The organism is Pseudarthrobacter sp. IC2-21 (assembly GCF_034048115.1).
Classification (GTDB): Bacteria; Actinomycetota; Actinomycetes; order Actinomycetales; family Micrococcaceae; genus Arthrobacter; species Arthrobacter naphthalenicus.
Map to the genome: position 1 here is coordinate 3,230,563 of NZ_CP139145.1, position 21,113 is coordinate 3,251,675.

Annotated in this window: 19 protein-coding genes; 7 read left to right on the top strand and 12 right to left on the bottom strand. The window is 66.9% G+C overall.

Features of this window, described 5'->3' with window-relative positions; genetic code table 11:
• Window positions 1-46 precede the first annotated feature (46 nt).
• From SBP01_RS14850 to SBP01_RS14870, 5 genes are all read right to left on the bottom strand, one after another.
• The gene (locus SBP01_RS14850; RefSeq protein ID WP_320536283.1) at window positions 47-1,864 is read right to left on the bottom strand and encodes a polysaccharide deacetylase family protein; all 1,818 of its coding nucleotides are present in this window, start codon (window positions 1,862-1,864) and stop codon (window positions 47-49) included.
• Between the two features lie 19 nt (window positions 1,865-1,883).
• A complete protein-coding gene (locus tag SBP01_RS14855) occupies window positions 1,884-3,221 on the bottom strand; it encodes a glycosyltransferase family 2 protein (RefSeq protein ID WP_320536284.1) in 1,338 nt (445 codons plus the stop codon).
• Complete coding sequence (locus SBP01_RS14860; RefSeq protein ID WP_320536285.1) at window positions 3,203-3,553, bottom strand: hypothetical protein; 351 nt, start codon at window positions 3,551-3,553, stop codon at window positions 3,203-3,205. Before SBP01_RS14860 ends, SBP01_RS14855 begins: the two co-directional genes overlap by 19 nt.
• A 676-nt stretch (window positions 3,554-4,229) precedes the next feature.
• On the bottom strand, window positions 4,230-5,612 hold the full coding sequence (gabT, locus tag SBP01_RS14865) for a 4-aminobutyrate--2-oxoglutarate transaminase (protein WP_320536286.1): 1,383 nt from the start codon (window positions 5,610-5,612) through the stop codon (window positions 4,230-4,232).
• A 50-nt stretch (window positions 5,613-5,662) separates the two neighbouring features.
• Window positions 5,663-7,093 carry an aminobutyraldehyde dehydrogenase gene (locus SBP01_RS14870; RefSeq protein ID WP_275212129.1) on the bottom strand — a complete coding sequence of 477 codons (1,431 nt, stop codon included), beginning with the start codon at window positions 7,091-7,093 and terminating at the stop codon, window positions 5,663-5,665.
• Window positions 7,094-7,238: 145 nt separating this feature from the next.
• Here SBP01_RS14870 and SBP01_RS14875 point away from each other — a divergent pair, with 145 nt between their 5' ends.
• The gene (locus SBP01_RS14875) at window positions 7,239-8,672 is read left to right on the top strand and encodes a PucR family transcriptional regulator (protein ID WP_320536287.1); all 1,434 of its coding nucleotides are present in this window, start codon (window positions 7,239-7,241) and stop codon (window positions 8,670-8,672) included.
• A gap of 62 nt (window positions 8,673-8,734) precedes the next feature.
• Here SBP01_RS14875 and SBP01_RS14880 read toward each other — a convergent pair whose 3' ends face one another.
• A complete protein-coding gene (locus SBP01_RS14880; protein WP_320536288.1) occupies window positions 8,735-10,327 on the bottom strand; it encodes a CYTH and CHAD domain-containing protein in 1,593 nt (530 codons plus the stop codon).
• 132 nt (window positions 10,328-10,459) lie between these two features.
• Between SBP01_RS14880 and SBP01_RS14885 the strand changes: the two genes are divergently transcribed.
• Together SBP01_RS14885 and SBP01_RS14890 are read left to right on the top strand one after the other, a co-directional pair.
• Window positions 10,460-11,719, top strand: coding sequence for an MFS transporter (locus SBP01_RS14885; protein WP_320536289.1), 1,260 nt, complete (start codon window positions 10,460-10,462; stop codon window positions 11,717-11,719).
• Window positions 11,716-12,375 carry a FadR/GntR family transcriptional regulator gene (locus SBP01_RS14890; RefSeq protein WP_275212125.1) on the top strand — a complete coding sequence of 220 codons (660 nt, stop codon included), beginning with the start codon at window positions 11,716-11,718 and terminating at the stop codon, window positions 12,373-12,375. Before SBP01_RS14885 ends, SBP01_RS14890 begins: the two co-directional genes overlap by 4 nt.
• A gap of 164 nt (window positions 12,376-12,539) precedes the next feature.
• Here the strand turns inward: SBP01_RS14890 and SBP01_RS14895 are convergent, their stop codons facing one another.
• A complete protein-coding gene (locus SBP01_RS14895) occupies window positions 12,540-13,076 on the bottom strand; it encodes a hypothetical protein (RefSeq protein WP_275212124.1) in 537 nt (178 codons plus the stop codon).
• A gap of 146 nt (window positions 13,077-13,222) precedes the next feature.
• On the opposite strand from SBP01_RS14895, the gene SBP01_RS14900 reads away from it, so the two are divergent.
• From SBP01_RS14900 to SBP01_RS14915, 4 genes are all read left to right on the top strand, one after another.
• Window positions 13,223-13,510, top strand: a complete 288-nt coding sequence (locus SBP01_RS14900) for a hypothetical protein (protein WP_320536290.1) — start codon at window positions 13,223-13,225, stop codon at window positions 13,508-13,510.
• A 3-nt stretch (window positions 13,511-13,513) separates the two neighbouring features.
• Window positions 13,514-14,341 carry a DUF1206 domain-containing protein gene (locus SBP01_RS14905; protein WP_320536291.1) on the top strand — a complete coding sequence of 276 codons (828 nt, stop codon included), beginning with the start codon at window positions 13,514-13,516 and terminating at the stop codon, window positions 14,339-14,341.
• 51 nt (window positions 14,342-14,392) lie between these two features.
• Window positions 14,393-14,833 carry an SRPBCC family protein gene (locus SBP01_RS14910; RefSeq protein WP_275212121.1) on the top strand — a complete coding sequence of 147 codons (441 nt, stop codon included), beginning with the start codon at window positions 14,393-14,395 and terminating at the stop codon, window positions 14,831-14,833.
• Between the two features lie 214 nt (window positions 14,834-15,047).
• Window positions 15,048-15,797 (top strand): polysaccharide deacetylase family protein, encoded by a 750-nt coding sequence (locus tag SBP01_RS14915; protein WP_320536292.1) that lies wholly within the window; start codon window positions 15,048-15,050, stop codon window positions 15,795-15,797.
• 110 nt (window positions 15,798-15,907) lie between these two features.
• On the opposite strand, the gene SBP01_RS14920 is transcribed toward SBP01_RS14915, so the two are convergent.
• The 5 genes from SBP01_RS14920 to SBP01_RS14940 form a co-directional block, all read right to left on the bottom strand.
• A complete protein-coding gene (locus SBP01_RS14920; protein WP_275212119.1) occupies window positions 15,908-17,374 on the bottom strand; it encodes an FAD-dependent oxidoreductase in 1,467 nt (488 codons plus the stop codon).
• A 99-nt stretch (window positions 17,375-17,473) separates the two neighbouring features.
• Window positions 17,474-18,772: a uroporphyrinogen-III C-methyltransferase gene (gene cobA / locus SBP01_RS14925; RefSeq protein ID WP_320536293.1), complete on the bottom strand. Its 1,299-nt coding sequence runs from the start codon at window positions 18,770-18,772 to the stop codon at window positions 17,474-17,476.
• Between the two features lie 155 nt (window positions 18,773-18,927).
• Complete coding sequence (locus tag SBP01_RS14930) at window positions 18,928-19,122, bottom strand: hypothetical protein (RefSeq protein WP_414004233.1); 195 nt, start codon at window positions 19,120-19,122, stop codon at window positions 18,928-18,930.
• Window positions 19,123-19,324: 202 nt separating this feature from the next.
• On the bottom strand, window positions 19,325-20,365 hold the full coding sequence (locus SBP01_RS14935; RefSeq protein WP_320536294.1) for an ABC transporter permease: 1,041 nt from the start codon (window positions 20,363-20,365) through the stop codon (window positions 19,325-19,327).
• Window positions 20,355-21,080, bottom strand: coding sequence for an ABC transporter ATP-binding protein (locus SBP01_RS14940; protein WP_320536295.1), 726 nt, complete (start codon window positions 21,078-21,080; stop codon window positions 20,355-20,357). Before SBP01_RS14940 ends, SBP01_RS14935 begins: the two co-directional genes overlap by 11 nt.
• Window positions 21,081-21,113: the final 33 nt, after the last annotated feature.

Below are 21,113 nucleotides of genomic sequence, written 5' to 3' on the forward strand. Positions count from 1 at the left end.
CTTTTCGGATGTCCGACGGCGCCAAGTGGACACAGCCGAATGGTGATCACTGACCCTGCAACTGCTTGAACGCCTGCGTCACGGGCAGGACTTGAATGCGGCTTTGGTCGATGATCTGCAACTGAGTGTCGAGGACATCGCTGGTGATGGTGCTCCGGTCCGCCGCGATGGTTCCGGTTTCCTGAGTGCCGGTGGATTCAGGGGTTGCGATCTGGTGGTAGACGAGGATGAGCCAGCCGTTCAACCGGGACGTCTCCGCAAGTGCTTCGGTCAGGGCCTCCGGCGTGGTTTGGTCGGTGACGTAGAACACCTTCAGGTCGTGTGGGTTGAGGTTTTGCCGGGTGTTGATTCCGTCGTCCGTCCCGCGCACGATGTCGAAGTACTTGCTCGCATACCAGTCGACCTGGGGATCGGACCGCCCGTACGGGGTTGCCAGATTGTCAGTGCTTAGTCCGGCATCGGCCAGCGCCTCCTCACTCTTTCGCAACTGCTCATCCAACCGGTCAGCGCTGATCGAGGTGAGATCGACGTGTTCGTAGCTGTGCGCGGCGAACTCATGCCCGGCGTCGTGCATCTGCTGCACCTCGGCGGCAGTCATGAAGTTCGGCGTCTCGATGGAGCTGGCATTGACGTATTGGGTGGACCGGAAGCCGTGCTGGTTCAACAAAGGCAGGGCGCGGTCATAGATGGACTGCCAACCGTCGTCAAACGTGATCGAGACCATGGGCCGGTCCCAACGCAGAGGTCCTGGTTTGGTGATGTCGGTCAGGGAAAAATCACGGACGCCGGTGGTGCCTTCCCCGTGCGAAATGAGGGTGACCATTGCCGCATTTGCCCCGGCGGGGACTTGGAATGACTCCTTGATCGTCGTCCACTCCCCCGCCGGGGGCACCGTCTCCAGGTTCTTGAACACGCGCCCGCCTGCCGCGAGCTCGAACTCCGCCACCACGTCCACGTCGCGCTCGGACTGGTAGGTGGCACCGAACTCGAAGTACCGGTCGGCGGTGACAGGAATCGGATCGTACTGCCACTTCGCCTCGCCGTTCTGGTAGTTGGCGACACTTGTCCACAGGAAGGTGCCGTTTTTGTCCTCACCCCGTCCGGACTTCACAGTGGATACACCTGAGCTGTACGGGGACCATGGGTCCGGTGTACCCGGCGGGGGGATGGCCAGCTTGGGGTTGGGGATGAGGTTGGGGGCCGCCGTCGTCGTTCCGGCAGGGGCGGCCGCCATCGTCGCGGCAGGGCCGGCCACCCGGACGTCGTCCGCCGCCTCGACGTAGGCGCCCTCCACCCGGAGGCTGCCCTTGGCTGAAAGTCGCAAGACGTACTCAACCGCGGTGATCGAATCCCCGCTGTTGAACGCGTCACTGACCGTGAACGGGGTATCGCCCGGCCGTTCGAGAGGGTTTCGCAGCTGCTCCAAGGTGGTGCTGCCGTCGGCGTGGTACCTGCGGGCCAGTAGCCTGAAGTCCTCGTCGCTGCTGATGAACGCCTTGAACAGGTAGGTCTTGCTGCGTTCCACACTGACCCGTGGGCTCGTCAGCGCAACGTCGCCGGAGGAGTACTCACTAATATCGAGCTCCAGCGCCTGGCTGGTCATCTGTCCCTTGACCAGCTCCAGCGAGGTCCGGGCATTCCCGCTGTGCCGGACGTTCCAGCCGCCCGTGGGGCTGGCCGGGCTGGCCGGCGCTGAGGGGTCCGTCGCCGCCGGAGTTCCGGCTGCGGTCGCAAGGAGCGCGGGAAACAGGTTCGCGCCGGGCCGGGCCTGGGAGAGGCTGCTCTTCCCGCCGGTATAGAGCAGCCACCCGGCCGCCAGCAGGACGACCACAATCGAGATAACTACAAGGGGATTGAGCAGCACGCGGAGAAACCACCGGCGCCTACGCACGAGCCACCACCAGCACGCTGCCCGCCCGCGGCGGCGACTGCCAGGTGTTGATCCCGGGACGCCGGAACAGGCCCCGCGAGCGCACGATGCAGCCCACTGCGGCCGTCAGCTGAACCAAGTCCATGATGTAGAACAGGAAGTAGGCCGTCGGCGCGTAACAGGACAGCCGCACGCGTTCCCGCGTGGTCAGGTTCTCATCCAACCAGACGGTCAGCAGTGTGTAGGCCGTGATGGTCGCGTAGGCACCGAGTATCAGGGTGGGCGTCTTAGTGACCAGCGACCAGTACACCGCATACGTCCAGGCCAGGGGCGAGACGAGCAGCGTGAACTCGCTGAACACCGCCATCGGCATCCGGTAGTAGGCCAAAGTGCCGCTGTAGCGTCGACTCGGGTTGAAGATCATGGCGCGATACTTGATGAGGTTCTGGATGCTGCCGTACTTCCACCGGTAACGCTGCTTGGCCAGGGCACGGAGCGTGAGTACGCCCTCGGTCTTCGCAACGATGTCAGCGCCGTAGACCATGCGGAAGCGCCGGTTGCCCAGGCTGGTGACCTTGGCGCTCAGGCCGATGTCCTCCGTCACGGTGTCAGTGTCATAAAAGCCGACCTTGCGCAGGACGCGCATCCGATAGGTGGAAGCCACTCCTCCCACCACGAACTCACAGTTCAGCAGCGAATAGAGCTTCTTCGAGCGGTAGCCGATCATGTGCTCGAACCGCTGCAGGATGCCGAGCGCCGTCGACTCTTCCAGGATCTGCACATTGGCGGCCACACCGGCCACGTACGGATCCTCGAAGTAGGACAGCGCATTGAAAATGGAGTCGGGCTCGATGATCGAATCGGCGTCCAGCGTCATCACGAACTGGCCGCGCGCGAGGCGGCGAAGGACCACGTTCAACGCTGCGCCCTTGCCGACGTTCTTATGCATCCGCACGATCCGCAGGTTCATGTCGGGGTGGCGCACCTGGTAGTCGCGGACCAGCCGGCCTGTGAGATCGGTGGACGCGTCATCGGCGACGATGGTTTCGATCGAGCGGTAGGTGCTCCGCCGGATCGAGTCAAGAGTCCGGACGATCACCGCCTCCTCGTTATGGGCGGCAATGATGATGGAGACCAAACCGGGCACTTCGGGAAGCGCTCGGCAGGTCCACGTTGCCGTGGCCGCGCACTCCGCCTCGTACTCCACGGGGAGCCGGACGGCTTTCACCCCCCTCCTGCGCTGCTGCCAAACGTCATAGAAGTTGGCGCCTACCAGGTAAAAGCCGAAGTGCACGACGTAGAGGATGCTGACGCCGGCGAACAACCAAAAGATCAGGAGGGGGATGTCCATGCCGGTGGCTCCGTGGAATTGGAAGCGAGCGCGGGCGGCACCTGAACGGTGGCCGGCTGGACCACCTCCGCAGTGGCCGTGGTGGTTGACGCGGCAGCCGGAGCGGGGTCGCTCGGCGGCACGGCCTGGACAAGAGCCATGCGGGCGGCACGTCGGCGGGCTCCACGCCGATAGAGCCCGATGCCCACGAAGCGCACCACCACGGTGAGCAGCACCAGGCCCCATAGCACCACGCTCAGCTGTGACACGAAGCCAAGCAGCCCCTCAAACAACGCGCCATCCCGGCCGAAGGTCGCCTGGGCAGGCAGTGAGACGCTTTGGAGGGGCGTCATTGGAGGCTCTCCGCTGCTGCAAACCTGCAGGCCCCAGCGGCCCTGCCGCCGGCCCGATCCTCGGCTTCTGTGAAGACATGCGTCATTGCATTTCCCTGTCTCGAGCAGGATCAAGATGTTGTCATTGGCCGCGGGCGGGGTTGCTTCCGCCCCTGGGCGTAGTCAAGCCGGGCTCGAAGTACCCTCGGTACGTGCCACTGCACGTCATCAGACGCAGGCGGACCGCGCTGTCCGTGGACGGCGGCTGAGACGGCAGGAGCGGGAACGGGGTTCCGCTTACTGAAACCGGCAGGCAACGGATCGGGCGGGCAGTGCCGCGACGCTCCCCATCTAGGCTCCGGGGTGTCGATACCTATTGAGGGGTTTCATGACGAGTCTCTGAAGCGGGGCCTTCCAGGAGCAGTATTCCCGGCCCATTGGTAAATCCAAGTTACGTAGCGCTGAGGAGGCCAAACACGAGTAGTCGGTACTCGAAAAGATTCTTGGGGGTACTTACGGAAGGGGCCAGGTTAACGTCAGGAATTAGGTGGCAGCCCAGAAGGCAGGGGTACTGGGTACCTCCCCGCAATGAACGTTAGGTACCCCCTGTGGAAGCCGCCAGGACAACGAGAAGGCAGCACCCCGGACGCCCGGAGGTGCTGCCTTCTCCCGCACTCTTGGGTGCGGGCTTGCTGCGCTAGGCGTTCGCCCTGATGGCACCGGCCAGGACGTCCAGGCCGTCGATCAGGAGCTCGTCGCTGATCACCAGCGGGGGCAGCAGGCGGATCACGTTCCCGTACGTGCCGCAGGTGAGGATGATGACACCCTCCTTGAGGCAGGCTGCTGCCACGGTTTTGGTCAGCTCAGGGTTGGGATCCTTCGAACCGGCGTGGACCAGTTCGATGGCCAGCATCGCACCGCGGCCCCGGACATCACCCACAACGGCCTTTCCGGCGCCGGCCAGTTCTTCCTGCAGGGCCTGCAGCCGGCCGGTAGCCAGTTCCTCGATATGCCGGGCCCGCCCCGCCAGGTTGTACTCCTCCATGGAACCGATCGCAGCCAGGGCCGCCGCGCACGCCACCGGGTTTCCGCCGTACGTTCCGCCCAGGCCTCCCGCGTGGACGGCGTCGAGCAGGTCGGCGCGGCCGGTGATGGCGGAGAGCGGCATGCCGCCGGCGATGCCCTTGGCCATGGTGATGATGTCCGGGACCACGCCTTCGTGGTTGACGGCGAACCATTCACCGGTGCGGCAGAATCCGGACTGGACCTCGTCGGCGATGAGGACGATGCCCTTGTCCCGGGCCCAGGCGGCCAGGGCTGGCAGGAAGCCCTCGGCCGGGACAATGAAGCCGCCCTCGCCCTGGATCGGTTCGATGATGACCGCCGCCACCAGGTCCGCGCCGATCTGCTTTTCAATCATGGTGATGGCGCGCTGGGCGGCCTCGGTGCCGGTGAGCTCCGGGTTTTCCTCGCGGTACGGGTAACTCATGGGCATGCGGTAGATCTCGGGCGCGAACGGGCCAAAGCTCCCGCCGGGCCCCGACTTGTACGGCATGGCCTTGGCCGTCAGCGCCATGGTCAGGTTGGTGCGGCCGTGGTAGGCGTGGTCAAAGGCGACGACGGCGTCACGCCCCGTGGCGATGCGGGCCACCTTCACGGCGTTCTCCACTGCCTCCGCGCCGGAGTTGAAGAGTACGGTGCGCTTCTCATGCTCGCCGGGGGTCAGCCGGTTCAGCTGTTCGGCGAGGGCCACATAGCTTTCGTACGGGGTGATCATGAAACAGGTGTGGGTGAAGTGTTCCACCGCTTCTTTCACGGCCCCCACCACGGCGGGATCCGACGCGCCAACGCTGGTCACGGCGATGCCCGAGCCGAGGTCGATGAAGGAGTTCCCGTCCACGTCGTGGATGATTCCGCCGTCGGCATCGGCCACATAGACCGGGACGCTCGAGGCGACGCCGGCGGCAACCACGGCCCGGCGGCGTTCGGTCAGGGCGATGGATTTGGGGCCGGGGAAGTCGGCCTGGACGCGGCGCTTCTGTTCCAGGCGGAAGACGATGTCATGTGCGGTGGTAGTCATGGGTGTCTCTTTCGTGGTTCCTGCGGAGGAAGTTTGGTTAGGCGGCCGGGTCAGGCGTCAAGCGCACTCATCACGTGCTTGATGCGCGTGTAGTCCTCGACGCCGTACATGGACAGGTCCTTGCCGTAGCCGGACTGCTTGAAACCGCCGTGGGGCATTTCGGCAGTGAGCAGGATGTGGGTGTTGATCCAGACGGCCCCGAAGTCCAGGTCGCGGCTCATCCGCATGGCCGTGCCGTGATCGGTGGTCCAGACGCTGGAAGCCAGGGCGTAATCGACGTCGTTTGCCAGCTCCAGCGCCTCGGCCTCCGTGGTGAATTTCTGCACGGTGATGACCGGGCCGAAGGTTTCCTTCTGCACAATGTCGTCCGTCTGCTTTGCCCCGGTGATGATGGTCGGTTCGAAGAAAAAGCCCTTCTCCCCCGCCCGGTGGCCGCCGGTGACGATCCTGCAGTTCTCCGGGAGGTGCTCCACCACTGAGGTGACGGCGTTGAAGTGATTGACGTTGTTCAGCGGGCCGAAGTAGTTCTCTTCATCGTTCTGCGAGCCGGTGTGCAGGGTCTTGGTGTGCTCCACCATGGCCGCCACCACGTCGTCATGCACGGAATCCTCCACCAGGACACGGGTGATCGCCGTGCAGTCCTGGCCGGCGTTGAAGAACGCGAATTCGGCGATGGCGGCGGCGCTCTTCTTGATGTCCGCGTCCTTGAAGACGATGGCCGGCGCCTTGCCGCCGAGCTCCAGGTGGGCGCGCTTGAGGCCGCGTGCAGCACCGGAAGCCACCGCAATGCCGGCCCGGACGGACCCGGTGATGGACACCAGGCCGGGAACCTTGTGCTCCACCATCAGCGCACCGGTTTCGCCCGTTCCCAGGACCACGTTCAGGACCCCGGCGGGCAGGATGTCCCCGGCAAGCCGGGCCAGCACCAGGGTGGACTCGGGCGTGGTGTCCGAGGGCTTGAGCACCACGGTGTTACCGGCAGCCAGGGCCGGGCCGATCTTCCAGATGGCCATCAGGAAGGGGTAATTCCACGGCGCCACCTGCGCCACCACCCCGATGGGCTCGCGGCGGACGAACGAGGTGTGCCCCTCGAAATACTCGCCCGCGGATTTGCCTTCCAGGATGCGCGCCGCGCCGGCAAAGAAACGCAGCTGGTCCGCTCCGGTAGCCACTTCCTCGGCTGCTATCAGCGAGCGCACCTGGCCTGTGTTGCGGTGCTGCGCCTCGACCAGTTCGTCGCTGTGTGCCTCAATGGCGTCGGCGAGCTTGAGGAGCATCAGCTGGCGTTGGCCGGGGGTGACCTGCTTCCAGCTTTTGAAGGCATCCTTCGCCGCGGCCATGGCGGCGTCCACGTCCGCCTGCACGGAAACCGGCGCCTTCGCCACCAGCTCACCGTTGGTGGGGTTGACGATGTCCAACAGGGTGGTGCCGGCCGGGGTGACAAACTCGCCGTTGATGAAGTTCTGCAAGGTCTGAACCACGGTGTACAACCTCTTTCAGGGGAAACGGTAGGGTGTTGCAGCTGCTCTGAGCCTATGCCCCCGCCGAAAGGACGGGAATAGCCACCTGCACACCGTCCGGGGCCATGTTTAGTGCGGCCGCCCAGCGCACGTCTATTCTTGGCGTATGGCCATTTCCCTCGCGATGCTGCTCGGTGTCCAGTCGCTACACCTGTCCAAGGCCGGGCTGGCGGAGACCACCTGGCACCACGACATCAATTGGGTGGCGGTCACGGAACTGGAGGACCCGCAACGCTTCCTCAACGGCGGGGAACTGGTCCTGACCACCGGAATGCGCCTGCGCTCCGCACCCGAACAGCGGCGGTTTGTCCGCCAGGTCCAGCGTGCGGGAGCCGTAGGGATCGGATTCGGCACCGGGCTCACGCACGATGACGTCCCGCCGGCGCTCCTTGCCGAGGCCAACCGCTGGGGGCTTCCGGTGGTCCGGGTCCCCTACGAAACGCCCTTCATCGCCATCGGAAAACTGGTGGCGGACGCGCAGTCCGCGGACCATGTGGCCAAGCTGGAACGCCTGATCGCCGGCCACCAGATCCTGGCGCGCGCACTCCTGACCGGCGGCGGCCTGACCCAGCTCCTGAAACACCTCGGTGGCATGCTCCGCACGGACATCGCCCTGACGCAGTTCACGGCCCTCTTGTACAACAGCTCCCCCGAGCATCCCTCGGCCCGTACCTGGGCCTCCTACCCCATCCCCACCGGACGCCGCGATGCCTGCACCCTCTGGGTGCGCCTTCCTTTCGAGGATTCCGGCATCATCAGCTACGCCCAGAACCTGATCAGCGTGGAGCTGAACAACATGGTTAAGCAGCGCCAGGCCCAGCGGGCCCTGTGCGGCCAGGTCCTGGAAGACGTCATCCACGGGGCCCTTGAGACGAGCGAGGCCCAGCGCCGGCTGGCCGGCGTGGGCGTGAACAGCACCCGCCGGAACGTGGTGCTGCTGGCCGTATCCGCTGCCCATCACAAGGCATTGGTGAGCACCTCGGTGCCGCAGTCGCTGGAGAACGCGGTTGCCGCCGTCGTCGGCCAGGACCTGGTGGTGGTGGTGCACGACGACGGCAGCGGGGCTTCCGAGCTGGCGCGCCAGCTCAGCTCGCACCTGGCCGAGGCCGGGATTCACGCGACGATCGGGATCGGGGGCGCGTACACCAAGCCGAACGGCCTGCGCTGGAGCTACTTCGAGGCCAGGGACGCGGCCAGCCACGGCCTGCCCGTCAATGAGCCCGAGCGCCTCAGCCTGACGTCGCTGCTCCTGGCCAGCGAGGATGTCCCCCTCGCGGACATGGCAAACGAATCCCTCAGCCCGCTGCGCACGTTCGACGCCACCCACGGCTCCGAGCTGATGGCAACGCTGGAAAGCTATCTGAACCACAACGGCTCCGTGGCCGCCGTCGCCGAGGCCCTGACCCTGCACCGCAACACGGTACGCTACCGGCTGGCCCAGATCACCGAACTGACCGGCTACGATCCCTCGCTCACCGCGGACAGGGTCCAGCTCTGGCTCGCCCTCGCCGTCACCCGGCTCGGCGCACGGCAGGTCTGACGTCCCCGGCTTCAAGGCAACGCGGGGTCACTAAACGCCCGATAAACCGCGGAGGAGGGACGTTACCCGACCCCGCGTTTGAGTAGCCGGCGGGACTTCCTGCGCGCTTTCCAGTACTTGGCCTCGGCCTCTGCTGCCAACTGGACCTGCCGGGTATGCAGCGTGACGAAGGCCGAGGCTTCCGCTTCCGGCAGGTCCGGATCGGCCGCCAGCACGGCCAGCAGGTCCCTGGCCACCACACTGTCGTGGAAGTCACCGAGGATGGACTGCTGCCGGTGGGCAGCCTGGACAATTTTCGAGGCGCGTTTGCCGTGGACCGGCACCACAGACTCGGCCACGTGGCGCAGCCGCTTGGCATCTTTCCTGACATCGTGCAGCGCCGTCTCGTGCTGAGCTCCCCGCCGGGACCGCTTGACGGCCTTGGCTGCGCGCCGCAGCCGCCTGGCCGCTTTGGCCACCACTTTTCCGGCCGTCTTCCGGGCCGGGGCCGCGGCCTGGGGCCGGACCGGCGGCCGGCTGCTGAAAGCATCGAGGTCGTCAAGAAGCCGGAAGTACCGCTCGGACAGCAGCGCCTTCTGGAGCTTCCGGTAGGACGTGTCCAGGCGGTTGCCCAGCTCCTCCTCCAACCGGGCCGCCACCGCCGCCGCTGCCTCACCCTCCGGGAGCTCGGCCGCGTGCCCCCGCAGCCGGTCCAGCATCACATCGGCGTCCCGCGGCGCTCCCAGCACGCCCCCGAGCCACTTCAGCTCATCCCGCAGGCGCCTCACCGCCCCGGCACTGTAAAGCCGGCGGTAAGCCGCCAGCGCGGACCGGGCCCTGCGGGTGGCAGAGCGAAGCTGGTGCACCGCTTCGGGCTGCTCCAGCCGGACCTCCGGATCATGGGCAAGGATTTCGCGGATCTGCGCAGCCAGGTAAGCAGCCAGAAGCTCTGAGGCGGGGCCCTTTTTACGTGGACCCGCATTGTTTGGCGGCACGGCGCCGGTGACGTCATCCGCCGGGACCTTGGCTTCAGTCCCCTGCAGGGCCTTTGCCAGCTTGGACCCGTGGCCGGCAGGGCTGGCCCCGGCAGCCGTGAGGACGTCCTCGGCGGCAGGAAAGAGCTCCGGGCTTCCATGAACCAGTTCGAGCTCCCATTCCCGCCACTGCCGGGTATCCGAGTCACCGTCCTGCGCGCCGCTGCTCTTGAGGACTTGTGCGGTGACCTGATCGTCCGCCAGGTCCGCGAGGTGCACCCCGTCCTCCCCATAAAGCGGATAGGTGGTGCGCTGGGTCTCCAGCCGGACAACGGGCAGCGGATCGTCGCCGCGCAAATACACCAGCAGGTGCGCCAGCAGGCTGTCAGGCACGACGCCGGGCTGGCCGAGCGGCGCGTGAAGCTCGCGGCGGCGCCGGGGTCCTGACGCGGAATCCGCGTCCTGGGAGGCTTCAGGCGGCAGCTTCGCGTGCCACCCGGCGTCGTGGCCGCCCACCCTGCGCCGGAGGGTGATCCCGCGGGCAGCGAGCGCCGAGCCTTCGGTGTCGAAGTACACCGCCTCGAGACGGTCCACGCGAGGCTCCCCCACCCGGGCGACCCCGGGGACCAACCGAAGGTCAGGCACCTCGGCGTCAGCGCCGACGTCGTACTTCTTCTCGACCTCAACTTGCTGGGAAGCCATAACCAGCCGTCCTTCCGCCTTCGCCGGGCCCCGTGCGGCCTGCTGGCCTGAGTCTATGCCCGGGAGGTTAATTGCAGAGAGATTCCCCACAGAAACTCAGACATCATACGTCTAACGTCTAACCTGAAAAGCATGACTGCCCCGCCCGCGCCACCCGCTTTGTCCGCTGCCCCGCCCGCGCCACCCGCTTTGTCCGCTGCCCCGCCCAAGACGCGTACCGCCGTCGTACTCGGGGTTGTGGCTCTGGTGCTCATCGGCCTGAACCTGCGGGCGGGAATCTCAGGCGCATCGGCACTGCTGCACGATCTTCAGCAGGTCCTGGGCTACGGGCCGTTGCTGGCCGCCGTCATCCCCTCCGTTCCCACGCTCTGCTTCGCCTTGGCCGGGGCGGCGACTTCGTGGCTCACCGGCCGGCTGGGCGTGGAGAAGGCCATCCTGCTGGCGTTGGCGTTCCTGGCCGGCGGCCTGCTGCTGCGGGGCATCCCTTCCACCGGCATGCTGCTCGCGGGCACGGTGATCGGGATGTCCGGACTGGCGGTCTGCAATGTGGCCATGCCGTCGTTCATTCGCGAGCACTTCGCCCACCGCACCTCCACAATGACCATGCTGTACACCGTGACCATGACCATCGGCGCCACGGCCTCGGCGGTCGCAGTCATCCCGCTGGCCCAGGCCCTGGGTTCGCCGTCGTCCGCCGTGGGTGCCATCGGGTTCCTGGCAGTGGCGGCGTTCCTGGGTTTCCTGCCCGTGGTGCTGCACACTCACCGGCACAGCGTCCGGAAGGCGAGCACGCACATTTCGCCGTGGCCCCTGCTGCGCACCCGAAAGGGCCTGCTGCTCACCGCCATCTTCACCCTGCAGGCGCTGCTGGCCTATTCGCTGATCAGCTGGTTCCCGTCCATGCTGATCACCATGGGAGTTGCCGCGGCGGACAGCGGCCTGCTGTACGGGCTGATGCAGCTTGTTTCCGTGCCGGCCGGCATGCTGGTCATCGCCATCGGTTCGCGTCCCCGCATGCTCCGGCCCGCCCTGTACCTGGCCAGCACGGTGATGCTGGCCGGCCTGGCGTCGCTGCTGTGGCTGCCGGTGAGCCTTGCGGTCATTCCTGCCGTCCTGCTGGGGGTCGGCCTGGGCATCTTCCCGCTGGTCATGGTGATGATCAGCCGGAGCGGAACCAGCACTGCGGAGACCACGGCCCTGTCCACGCTGGCACAGTCCATCGGCTACCTGCTGGCCACGGCGGGCCCGTTCGGCACCGGCCTGCTGTACGGCATTACCGGTAGCTGGACCCTGCCCGTGGCGTTGCTGCTGTCCCTCGCGGTGGTCCAGGTTGCGGTGGCCCACCTGATCTCGCGCGCTCCCCTTGCCGGCCGGAAGAGCAGGACCCCATGACGCTCAGCACCTCGCACCGCCAACCCCTCGCCGACGAAGTCACGGCCAAACTCCGCCAGATGATCCATTCCGGCGAATGGCAGCTGCAGCAGCGCATACCGTCCGAGACGGAGCTCATGGCCGGGCTGGGGGTATCCCGCGGCACCCTCCGCGAAGCCATCAAAGCCCTGGCCCACAGCGGCATGCTCGAGGTCCGCCGCGGTGACGGCACGTACGTCCGTGCAACCAGCGAGATGTCCGGCGCCGCCCGGCGCATGTACCAGGACCACACGGAAGAACACATCCTGGAGGTCAGGCTGGGCCTGGACACCCAGGCAGCCCGGCTCGCCGCCCGCAACGCGACGGCCGACGACGTCTCCGCCCTCCGCGCCGTCCTCGCCACCCGGGAACTCGCCTGGCAGGCCGCGGACTTCGAGGGGTGGGCCCGGGCTGACTGGCAATTCCATGCGCGCGTGGCCCAGGCCTCCGGCAACCCGCTGCTGCACGAGCTGTACGTCAGTTTCGGTGACGTGTTCCACCGGGAGCTGTTGAAGCAGCAGCGCAGCGGCAGGCTTAACGGCCTCACGCGTACGGGCCACGGCGAACTGGTTGATGCGATCGAGGCCGGCGACCCCGACGCCGCTGTGGACAGCGTCAGCCGGAACCTGAATTCCTGACCCGGCCCGGGCTGCTGGGGCGTCATCTCCGGGCGTGAGTTAACATCGACGCACACGACGGCGGTCCGGCACCCACGTGCCGGACCGCCGTCGTGCGTTTCCTGCTTTTGCTGCCGCGGCTCCCGTTAGCGGCTCCCGTTAGGAGCTCCCGTTAGGAGCTCCCGTTAGGAGCGGAGGCCGGCGAACACGTTCTTGGGCCGCTGCATCTCACCGTGCTTGGCGCCGAGGATGATCACCGCTGCGGCGAAGCCCGGGATGGCCCACTGCAGCATCTTGAGCTGCTGCTGCGCCGACTTCAGCTCATCCGAAGCTCCGGCCCTGGGCTCGGTGGCACCCTCGCCGCCCTGGTCCGCCAGCTGGTCCACCTTCTTGCCCAGGATGCCTGCATAAAGCGTCACGGCCGCGCCGGCCACGGTCACCGCGGTCTTGATGACCGTGTCCCGGGCCACGCCCTCCTGCTTGGCAATGCGCCCCTTGTTCTCCCACGCAATGGCCAGGTCCGCCACCAGGTGCGAGGCGAACGCCGCCGTCTGCACGGGCGCCCACTTCATCCAGCCTGCGCTGGAGAGCCGGGTACGTTCGGCCGGGTCCTTGGCTTCCGCAGCCGCCCCGTTCAGCCCGATTGCGCCCATGAGTGAACCGCCGAACCACGCCGCGGCCGTCAGGTCGTGAACGGCGCGGGCAACAAGATTTCCTGCCATGATGTGTATTCCTCACGTTGAGCTGGTTCCGAATGCTTGTACGGTCGTTGCCGATTTCCCGAAGGTCAGGCACACGCCATGGTAAGCACACTTAGTAATGTTACGGAAGTCCGCCGTCCATGACGGGGACGCGTAACATCGTGGCCATGGAAACAGGGACTTTGTTCGGTTGGGCTTTCGGCGATCCTGCCAGGGAAAATGACGGCGGCTATATGGCCGGCCTGGAGAGGGAAGCCCTGGACAACGCGACCCAGACGGCAAAGGCCCGCGGCGTCACGGTGGTGGAAGGCTCGGAGGTCTTCACCTCGTTGAGCGCCAACGACAGCCTGGTGGAGCTTGACCACGCCCCGGGCAAGCTGGTGGTCCGCTGCACAGTCCATGTTGAGGGCCCCGGCGCCGGGAAACTGCACGCAGAGGGGCCCATGAACGGCTAAGTCATGACAAACGGGGATTCCGGCATCAGTGAAGCGGCAGACGCCGTCGAGGAAGCGTCCGACACCAAGGCGCTCGACGTCGTGGCGCGCTCGGGATTTGCCGTGATGGCGCTGCTCCACATCATCATCGGCGCCATCGCCATCGCGCTGGCCTTCGGGCAACCTGGTGAGGCGGAACCCACCGGGGCCATCGAGCAGTTGGCCGCCAACCCGTGGGGACCCGCCATCCTGTGGGTCTGCGTGGTCGCCTGCACCGGCTTGGCCCTCTGGCAGCTGAGCGAAGCCACCCTCCGCGCCAGGCACCTGCCCCGCAAGGAGCGGTTGGGCAAACTGGTCTCCTCCGGCTTCCTCGCCGTCGCCTACGGAAGTGTGGGGCTCAGTTTCGCCGGGTTCGCCGTCGGAATGCGCGGGGACTCCGGCGAAACCACCCGCGACTTCAGCACCGCCCTGCTCACTACCCCGCTTGGGCTGCCTGCGCTGGTGGCGCTGGGCCTCACCGTCATGGGGGTGGGAGTCTACTTCGTAGTCAAGGGACTCCGGCGCGGGTTCAAGGAGGAACTCTTCCACTTTGACGGGACCCGCCGTGGCCGGCTGATCGACTCCCTGGGCGTCACCGGGCACGTGGCCAAAGGCATCGCCTTGAACCTCGCGGGTTTGCTCTTCGTCATCGCCGCCGGGAAGCGCAGCCCCGAAGAGTCCACCGGCTTGGACGGAAGCCTGAAGGCGCTCCGCGACCACCCGTTTGGCCCCTACCTGCTCGTCGCAGTCGGGTTCGGTTTCATCTGCTACGGCGTCTTTGCCCTCGTCCGTGCCCGCTTCGGACGCATGTAGCCTTTTCCCACCATGTAAGGGCTTTTCGCACCACCAAAAGGAAGGCAAGCCATGTCAACCGTTTCCCGCGTATTCAACTCCCCGGCCGAAGACGTCTGGAAGGTCATCGCCGATGGCTGGCTGTACTCCGGCTGGGTGGTGGGCGCCTCGAGGATCCGGGCCGTTGACGGCCACTGGCCCGAACTTGGGGCCCGGCTGCACCATTCCGTGGGCGCCTGGCCGCTGCTGATAGACGACAGCAGCCGCGTGACCGCCGTCGAGCCCGGCCGCTCGCTGGAACTGGTGGCACGCGGGTGGCCCATCGGCGAAGCCAAGGTGGCCATCACCCTGGAGGACATGGGCGCACAGTGCCGCGTCACCATCGCCGAGGACGCCATCAAGGGCCCCGGAAAGCTGATCCCCAAGCTGGTGCGCGACCCCGTGATCGACGTGCGCAACACGGAAACCCTCAAGCGGCTCGAACTGATGGCCGCGGGCGGCGCCGGGCGTTGATATGGAAGGCCGCTGCTGGTGGGGCCGGCCCCAACTGGTGTGCCGGCCGCACAGCAAACCCCTATCTGATGGCCGCCCCCCCTATGTGACCCAGGTGCCGTACCCCATGGTTGTCCCCGGCGGCGGCCTGCCCGGAAATTAGGTGTTTACAGTGCCCGGGTGCCGCCGTAGGGTGCTCCTCTAGCAAGGTTGCAGACACCCTACGGAAGGGAAGATGAGCACCATGAGAAAGAGCAAGATTGCCGTCACGTCCCTGGCGGGCGCGAGCCTGGTCCTGGCTTTGCTGGCCGGCACCCCAACCGTGGCGGCCCAAGCCGCCGACAAGCCGCTGATCGGCCTGACCTTCGACGACGGGCCCTCGGCCGAGCGCACCGCATTCGTCCTCGACGTCCTCAAACAGAAGGGCGTCAAGGCGACGTTCTTCCTCCAGGGCTCCCACGCACAGCAGTACCCCGACCTCGTCCGCCGAATCGAAGCCGAGGGGCACGTCATCGGCAACCACGCGTGGGATCACGCCAACTTCCCGGACCTCAACCAGGCAAGCCAGAAGCAGGAAATTGACCGCACCAACACCGCGATCCAGACCATCACCGGCACGGCGCCAAAGCTCGTGCGTTTCCCGTTCGGAAACAGCACCCCCTACTCCCTCGAGTACATTAGGGGCCTCGGCATGAGCGGCGGGATCCAATGGCACTGGCACGTAGGCCAACCCGGCGATTTTGAATGCCCCGGTGCGGCCGGCGTCCAGAAGTACGTCCTGGACGAAGCGGCGCCCGGCGCGATCATTCTGCTCCACGACGGGAACGACGTCCTGTCCTGCCCGGCGTCGCAGTGGACCTACCTTGCCGGCACCATCGACGCACTGCGGGCGCAGGGCTACGACTTTGGCGTGGTGGCCCCCTCCGCGACGGCCGACGCACTCAACGAGGGCTCCTTTGGAGTCGTGGTGCCAGCCGGTTCCTGATCCGGCCGGCTCAGATACGGAATCCGGAACGCAGCAACGCGGGGTCACTTTCCGCTCAATTCCGCAGTGAAATCGGGCGTAAAGTGACCCCGCGTTGCTTGTCCTGGCTGCTAGACCGTGGCGGTGACGCCGTCGCGGGAGATGGCAACCATGTCCTCGCGCGGCACCACCTTGATGCGCTCACGCTTGACCTCCACGCCGTGGGAGCCGCCGGCCTCCGTGGCCGCCGCGCCGAGTGCGAGTTCGTGGGCGTCCAGGGCAAGCCAGCCCTCCCAGCTGGTGAACTTCACACCGCGGGCGTCGAGAAGTTCGACGACGGCGTCCGCCTCGGGTGCCTGGGCTAAGGGCAGGTTCTGGCGGTCTTCCAGCAGGTACGTCACGGTCTCGAGGGCGTCGCCCTTGGTGTGGCCGATCAGGCCGACGGGGCCGCGCTTGATCCAGCCGGTGGCGTAGATGCCCGGCACATGGGTTCCGGAGGCATCCAGGACGCGGCCGCCGTCGTTCGGGACCACGCCCTTTTTGTGGTCGAACTCCACGTCCGGCAGCGCCGAACCGAAGTAGCCGATGGCGCGGTACACGGCCTGGACAGGGTAGTCCACGAACTCGCCGGTGCCGCGGGCGTTGCCGGTGCCGTCCAGTTCGGTGCGCTCGAACTTCATGCCGGCAACCTGGCCCGGGTTCTCCGGGGAATCGTAGATTTCCACGGGGCTGTGCAGGAAGTGCAGGTGCAGGCGGCGGGAGGCCTTGAGCTCGGAGAGGTCCTCGGGCTGTTCGGCGATCCAGTTGGTGAGGGTGCCCACCATGGTTTTGGTCTGGTTGTTGCTCTGGATCTGGCGGTCCGATTCCTCGTCGAACTCGAAGTCCTCGGCGTACAGGATGATGTCCACGTCCTTGGAGTGGGACAGCTCGCGGAGCTCCAGCGGGGTGAACTTGACCTGGGCGGGGCCGCGGCGGCCGAAGACGTGCACGTCCGTGACGGGCGAGGCCTTCAGCCCCGCGTAGACGTTGTCCGGGATTTCGGAGACCAGCAGGTCGTCGGCGTGCTTGGACAGGACGCGGGCCACGTCCAGGGCCACGTTGCCGTTGCCGATCACGGCGATCTCCTTGGCCTCGAGGGGCCATTCACGGGGGACATCCGGGTGGCCGTCGTACCAGGAGACGAAGTCCGCGCCGCCAAAGGAACCCTCCAGTTCGATGCCCGGGATGTTCAGGTCCGCGTCCTTGATGGCGCCGGTGGCGAAGATGACGGCGTCGTAGTGGGTCCGGAGGTCCTCGATGGTGAGGTCCGTGCCGTACTCCACGTTGCCGAAGAAGCGGATATCGCCACGGTCCAGGACCTTGTGCAGTGCGTTGACGATGCCCTTGATGCGCGGGTGGTCCGGTGCCACGCCGTAGCGGATCAGGCCGTAGGGTGCCGGGTAGCGGTCAAAGAGGTCGATGCTGACGGTCAGCTCGCCGCTCTTGACGGCTTCGCTCTTGGTGATGATGTCCGCGGCGTAAACGCCGGCCGGGCCGGAGCCCACGACGGCAACGCGCAGCGGACGCTCGGCAGATCCTACGGAGGTGCTTGATGACACGGCTGTGTTCCTTCTTCTTCGGTCCGTCCCAACTAGGTAGCGCTATCTGTCGTTTTGAGGGCTCATAACGACACTTGCTGCTACCTAGTTGGGTGAGGGCTAGGGGGTGAGGACGCTGGTGGTTCTCGGGGTGTTGCTTGGTATGGTCTGGTTGGTGCGGGGGCGGTTCGGGGTGGTGGTGCTGTAATCGGCCGTCTTGAAGTGCGACGGCGCGAACGGGCTGACGCGGACAACGTCACCGATCACGATCACCGCAGGATTTGCGACGCCGATGGCCTCTGCCTGGTCGGCGATGGAACCTAGCGTGCCGATGGTCACGCGCTGATTCGGCAAATAGCCGTTTTCAACAATACCAACGGGGGTGTCCGCAGGGAGACCGGCTTTGCCCAGAGCAGACGCCGAATCGCGGAGCTGGCCCACTCCCATGAGCAGCACCACAGTGTGGTCGGCCCGGGCAGGAACCTCGGACAGTTCCTCGTGGCCGGTGACCACGCTGAAGCCCTTGGCCAGGCCGCGGTGCGTGACGGGGATGCCGGCGGCGGCCGGAACGGAGATCGCGGAGGTGACGCCGGAGACGACTTCCACCTCGACGCCGTGCTGCCGGCAGTATTCGGCTTCCTCGCCGCCGCGGCCCAGGACGTACGGGTCGCCGCCCTTGAGCCGGACCACGCGGTGGCCCTGCTGCGCCTCGTCGACGAGGATGCGGTTGATGTCGGCCTGCGGGACAGGATGGTGGCCCGGAGTCTTGCCCACTTCGATGACGCGGACGTCCGGGGCGAGTTCATTCAGCAGTTCGCGCGGGCCCAGACGGTCGGCAACCACGACGTCGGCCTGGCCCAGGAGCCGGCGGCCGCGGACAGTGATGAGGCCGGAATCGCCCGGTCCGCCGCCGACCAGGGCAACAGAGCCGCGGTGGGCACGGCGGCGGCGCAGCGGGAGGTCGCCGGTATCGAGTGCGGTGGCGACGGCGTTCCGCAGGGCCATGGCGCGGCGCGGGTCTCCCCCGGCGTTGACGGCAATATGCACGTCATCCACCACGGCGACGGCGGGAGTCCAGGCTGCCGAGGCTTCGTGATCGGAGGCGTTGACGCACCAGATGCGCTGCGCTTCGGCATCTTGTGAAACTTCGGTGTCCACGGCGGGATCGCCGGTTGCCGTCTGGACGAACCAGACGCCGTCCACGTCTTCGCGGCGGTAGGGCCGCGGCTCCCAGGTGAGGAGCCCGGCGTCGGCCAGTTCCTGGAGAGCGGCGGAGGCAGCGGGAGCCACGACGGTGACCTGCGCACCGGCGTCGAGCAGTCCTTTGGCGCGGCGGGCAGCCACCGGGCCGCCGCCCACCACCAGCACGGGGCGGCCGAGGAGCCGCAGCGCGGTGGGGTAAATATCCTGAATTGCCATGGATCAACGGTAGGGCCGCGCCGTATGACCACCAATGACGGCGGAAACACCCGTTCACGTAAGGTAACGCCGCGTCACATATGGCCGGGGCGCCGTCGGGGGGCATATTGCCGGTGACCGGGCCCCGGGCGGGCTCAGGGGGCGGCGTTTCCGTGTCAATGTGCCCCGGTTCGGCTGGTGGCGCCGGCCAGGAACCTCCCACGGTGGGCGATGAGGCGCTCCAGGTACCGGCGGAGCACCAGCTTTTCGACGAGGCGCCCCAGGATCCCGAAGGGCGCGGTGAACTCCACCCGGTCCGTCATGATGCATCCACGCTGCGGGACGCCGAAATGCCAGGCCTGCCAGGTCACCTGCTGGCCTTCACCGATCAGGCCAGCCGCCCGCCGTCCTGGGGCACATTGACGGGGCTCGGGCCCCGAACCGGCCGAATCAGCGGCGTGTCCGTGTCGAAGTGCCCCGGTTTGGCCGCTGGCGCAGGAAACAGCAATGCCCGACGGCGGGACTCGCCGTCGGGCATTGAGCGGAACTTGTGTGCCTCTTAGGTAGAGCGGCCTAGCGGGTGCTGCCGGCGAGGAGGCCGCGGCTGCGGAGGAGTCGCTTCTCGATGGGCCCGAACACCAAAAGCTCGATGAGGATGCCGACGGCGAGGATCAGCAGGATGGCGGCCATCACGATGGTCATGTCGGAAAGAACCCGGCCCTGATCCAGCAGCGAGCCCAGGCCGAAGCCGATGGTGCCGCCCACGGCAATGATTTCAGCGGCCATGAGGGAGCGCCAAGAGAAGGCCCAGCCCTGCTTGAGACCGCTGAGGTAGCCGGGCAGTGCGGCGGGAAGGATGATTTGCAGGGCCATCTGGAGTCGGTTCGCGCCCAGGACCGTGCCCACCCGGCGGTATTGGGGCGGGATCTGGTCCACGCCGGAGATGAGCCCGTTGATGATGGACGGAATGGCGCCCATGAAAATCACGAAGTACACGGTGGCGTCCGAGAGGCCGAACCAGATGATCGCGGCAGGAACCCAGGCCACGGATGGCAGCACCTGCAGTCCGGAGATCAATGGCCCGAAGGCACGGCGCAGCGGAGCAACCTGGGCCAGCAGCAGCCCCACTGGCGTTGCGATGGCCACCGAAATCAGGAACCCCACTACTCCGCGCTGGAGCGAGGTCCAGACCGCTTCCTGCAGCTTGCCCTCGCCCCAGAGCACTCCAACCTGTCCCAGGACGTCGAGCGGGCCCGGGACAAGGTCACGGCGCTTGACGCCCAGCGAGACGTAGATCTGCCAGGCCAGGACCAGGACCACCAGGGCGGCGACCGGCAGGAGCACCCGGCTCCAGTCGATCCGGTGCTTGCGCGAGGTATCGGACTGGAGCGAGTCCAGCCCGGATTCGAGCTCACGCAGGTCCTCGGTCCCGGTGGACGTGCGGGTCAGGGCGGCATGGACGTGCTCGCGGGCTGCGGGCGCAGCGCCGGATGCCGCCCAGGGAGTGGCCTCGGGCCTTCCTGAGCGGGACGCGATGCTGCTTGCAGCATCGCCGTCCCGCGAAGGGGCGGGGGCGGCATCCGGCGCGGAGCCGGACAGGAACTTACTTGGCATGGCGGCGGATCTCCTCACGGAGCCGGGCGGTGATGACCCCGGTCAGCTGTCCGGCGAGGCCGGCGTCGGTTCGGTGTTCCTCGGTGACGGCCCATTCCTGGACCACCCGGCCGGGGCGGGAGGACAGCAACAGCACGCGCTGGCCCAGCCGCACGGCCTCGCGGACGTTGTGCGTGACAAAAACGATGGTGCGCCCGGTTTCCTTCCAGATGCGTTCCAGCTCATCGTGGAGGAGGTCGCGGGTAATGGCGTCGAGGGCGGCGAACGGCTCATCCATCAGCAGCAGCTGCCGGTCCTGCGAGAGCGCCCGGGCCAGTGCCACGCGCTGGCGCATGCCGCCGGAGAGTTCGTGCGGGCGCTTGTCCCCGGCACCGCCGAGGTGCACCAGGTCCAGGAGTTCGTCGGCCTTGACACGCCGCTCGGCCTTCCCCACACCGCGCAGCTTGAGGGCAAGTTCGATGTTTTCCCGCGCGGTCAGCCACGGGAACAGGGCGGCGTCCTGGAACATAAAGGCAGCGCCGTCGCTGGGAACTTCCAGGGCGCCCGACGTCGGGGCCTCCAGTCCCGCCATGATGTTCAGCAGGGTGGATTTGCCGCAGCCGGACGCACCGAGGAGGGCGACGAACTCGCCCGAGCCGATGGTGGCGTTGACATCCTCCAGCACCGGGGCGCCGTCGCCGAAGCGCTTGCCCAGCTGTTCCAGTATGACTGGCATGGTCCCGTCCTTACGTTGGTGGTGGTGCTGTGG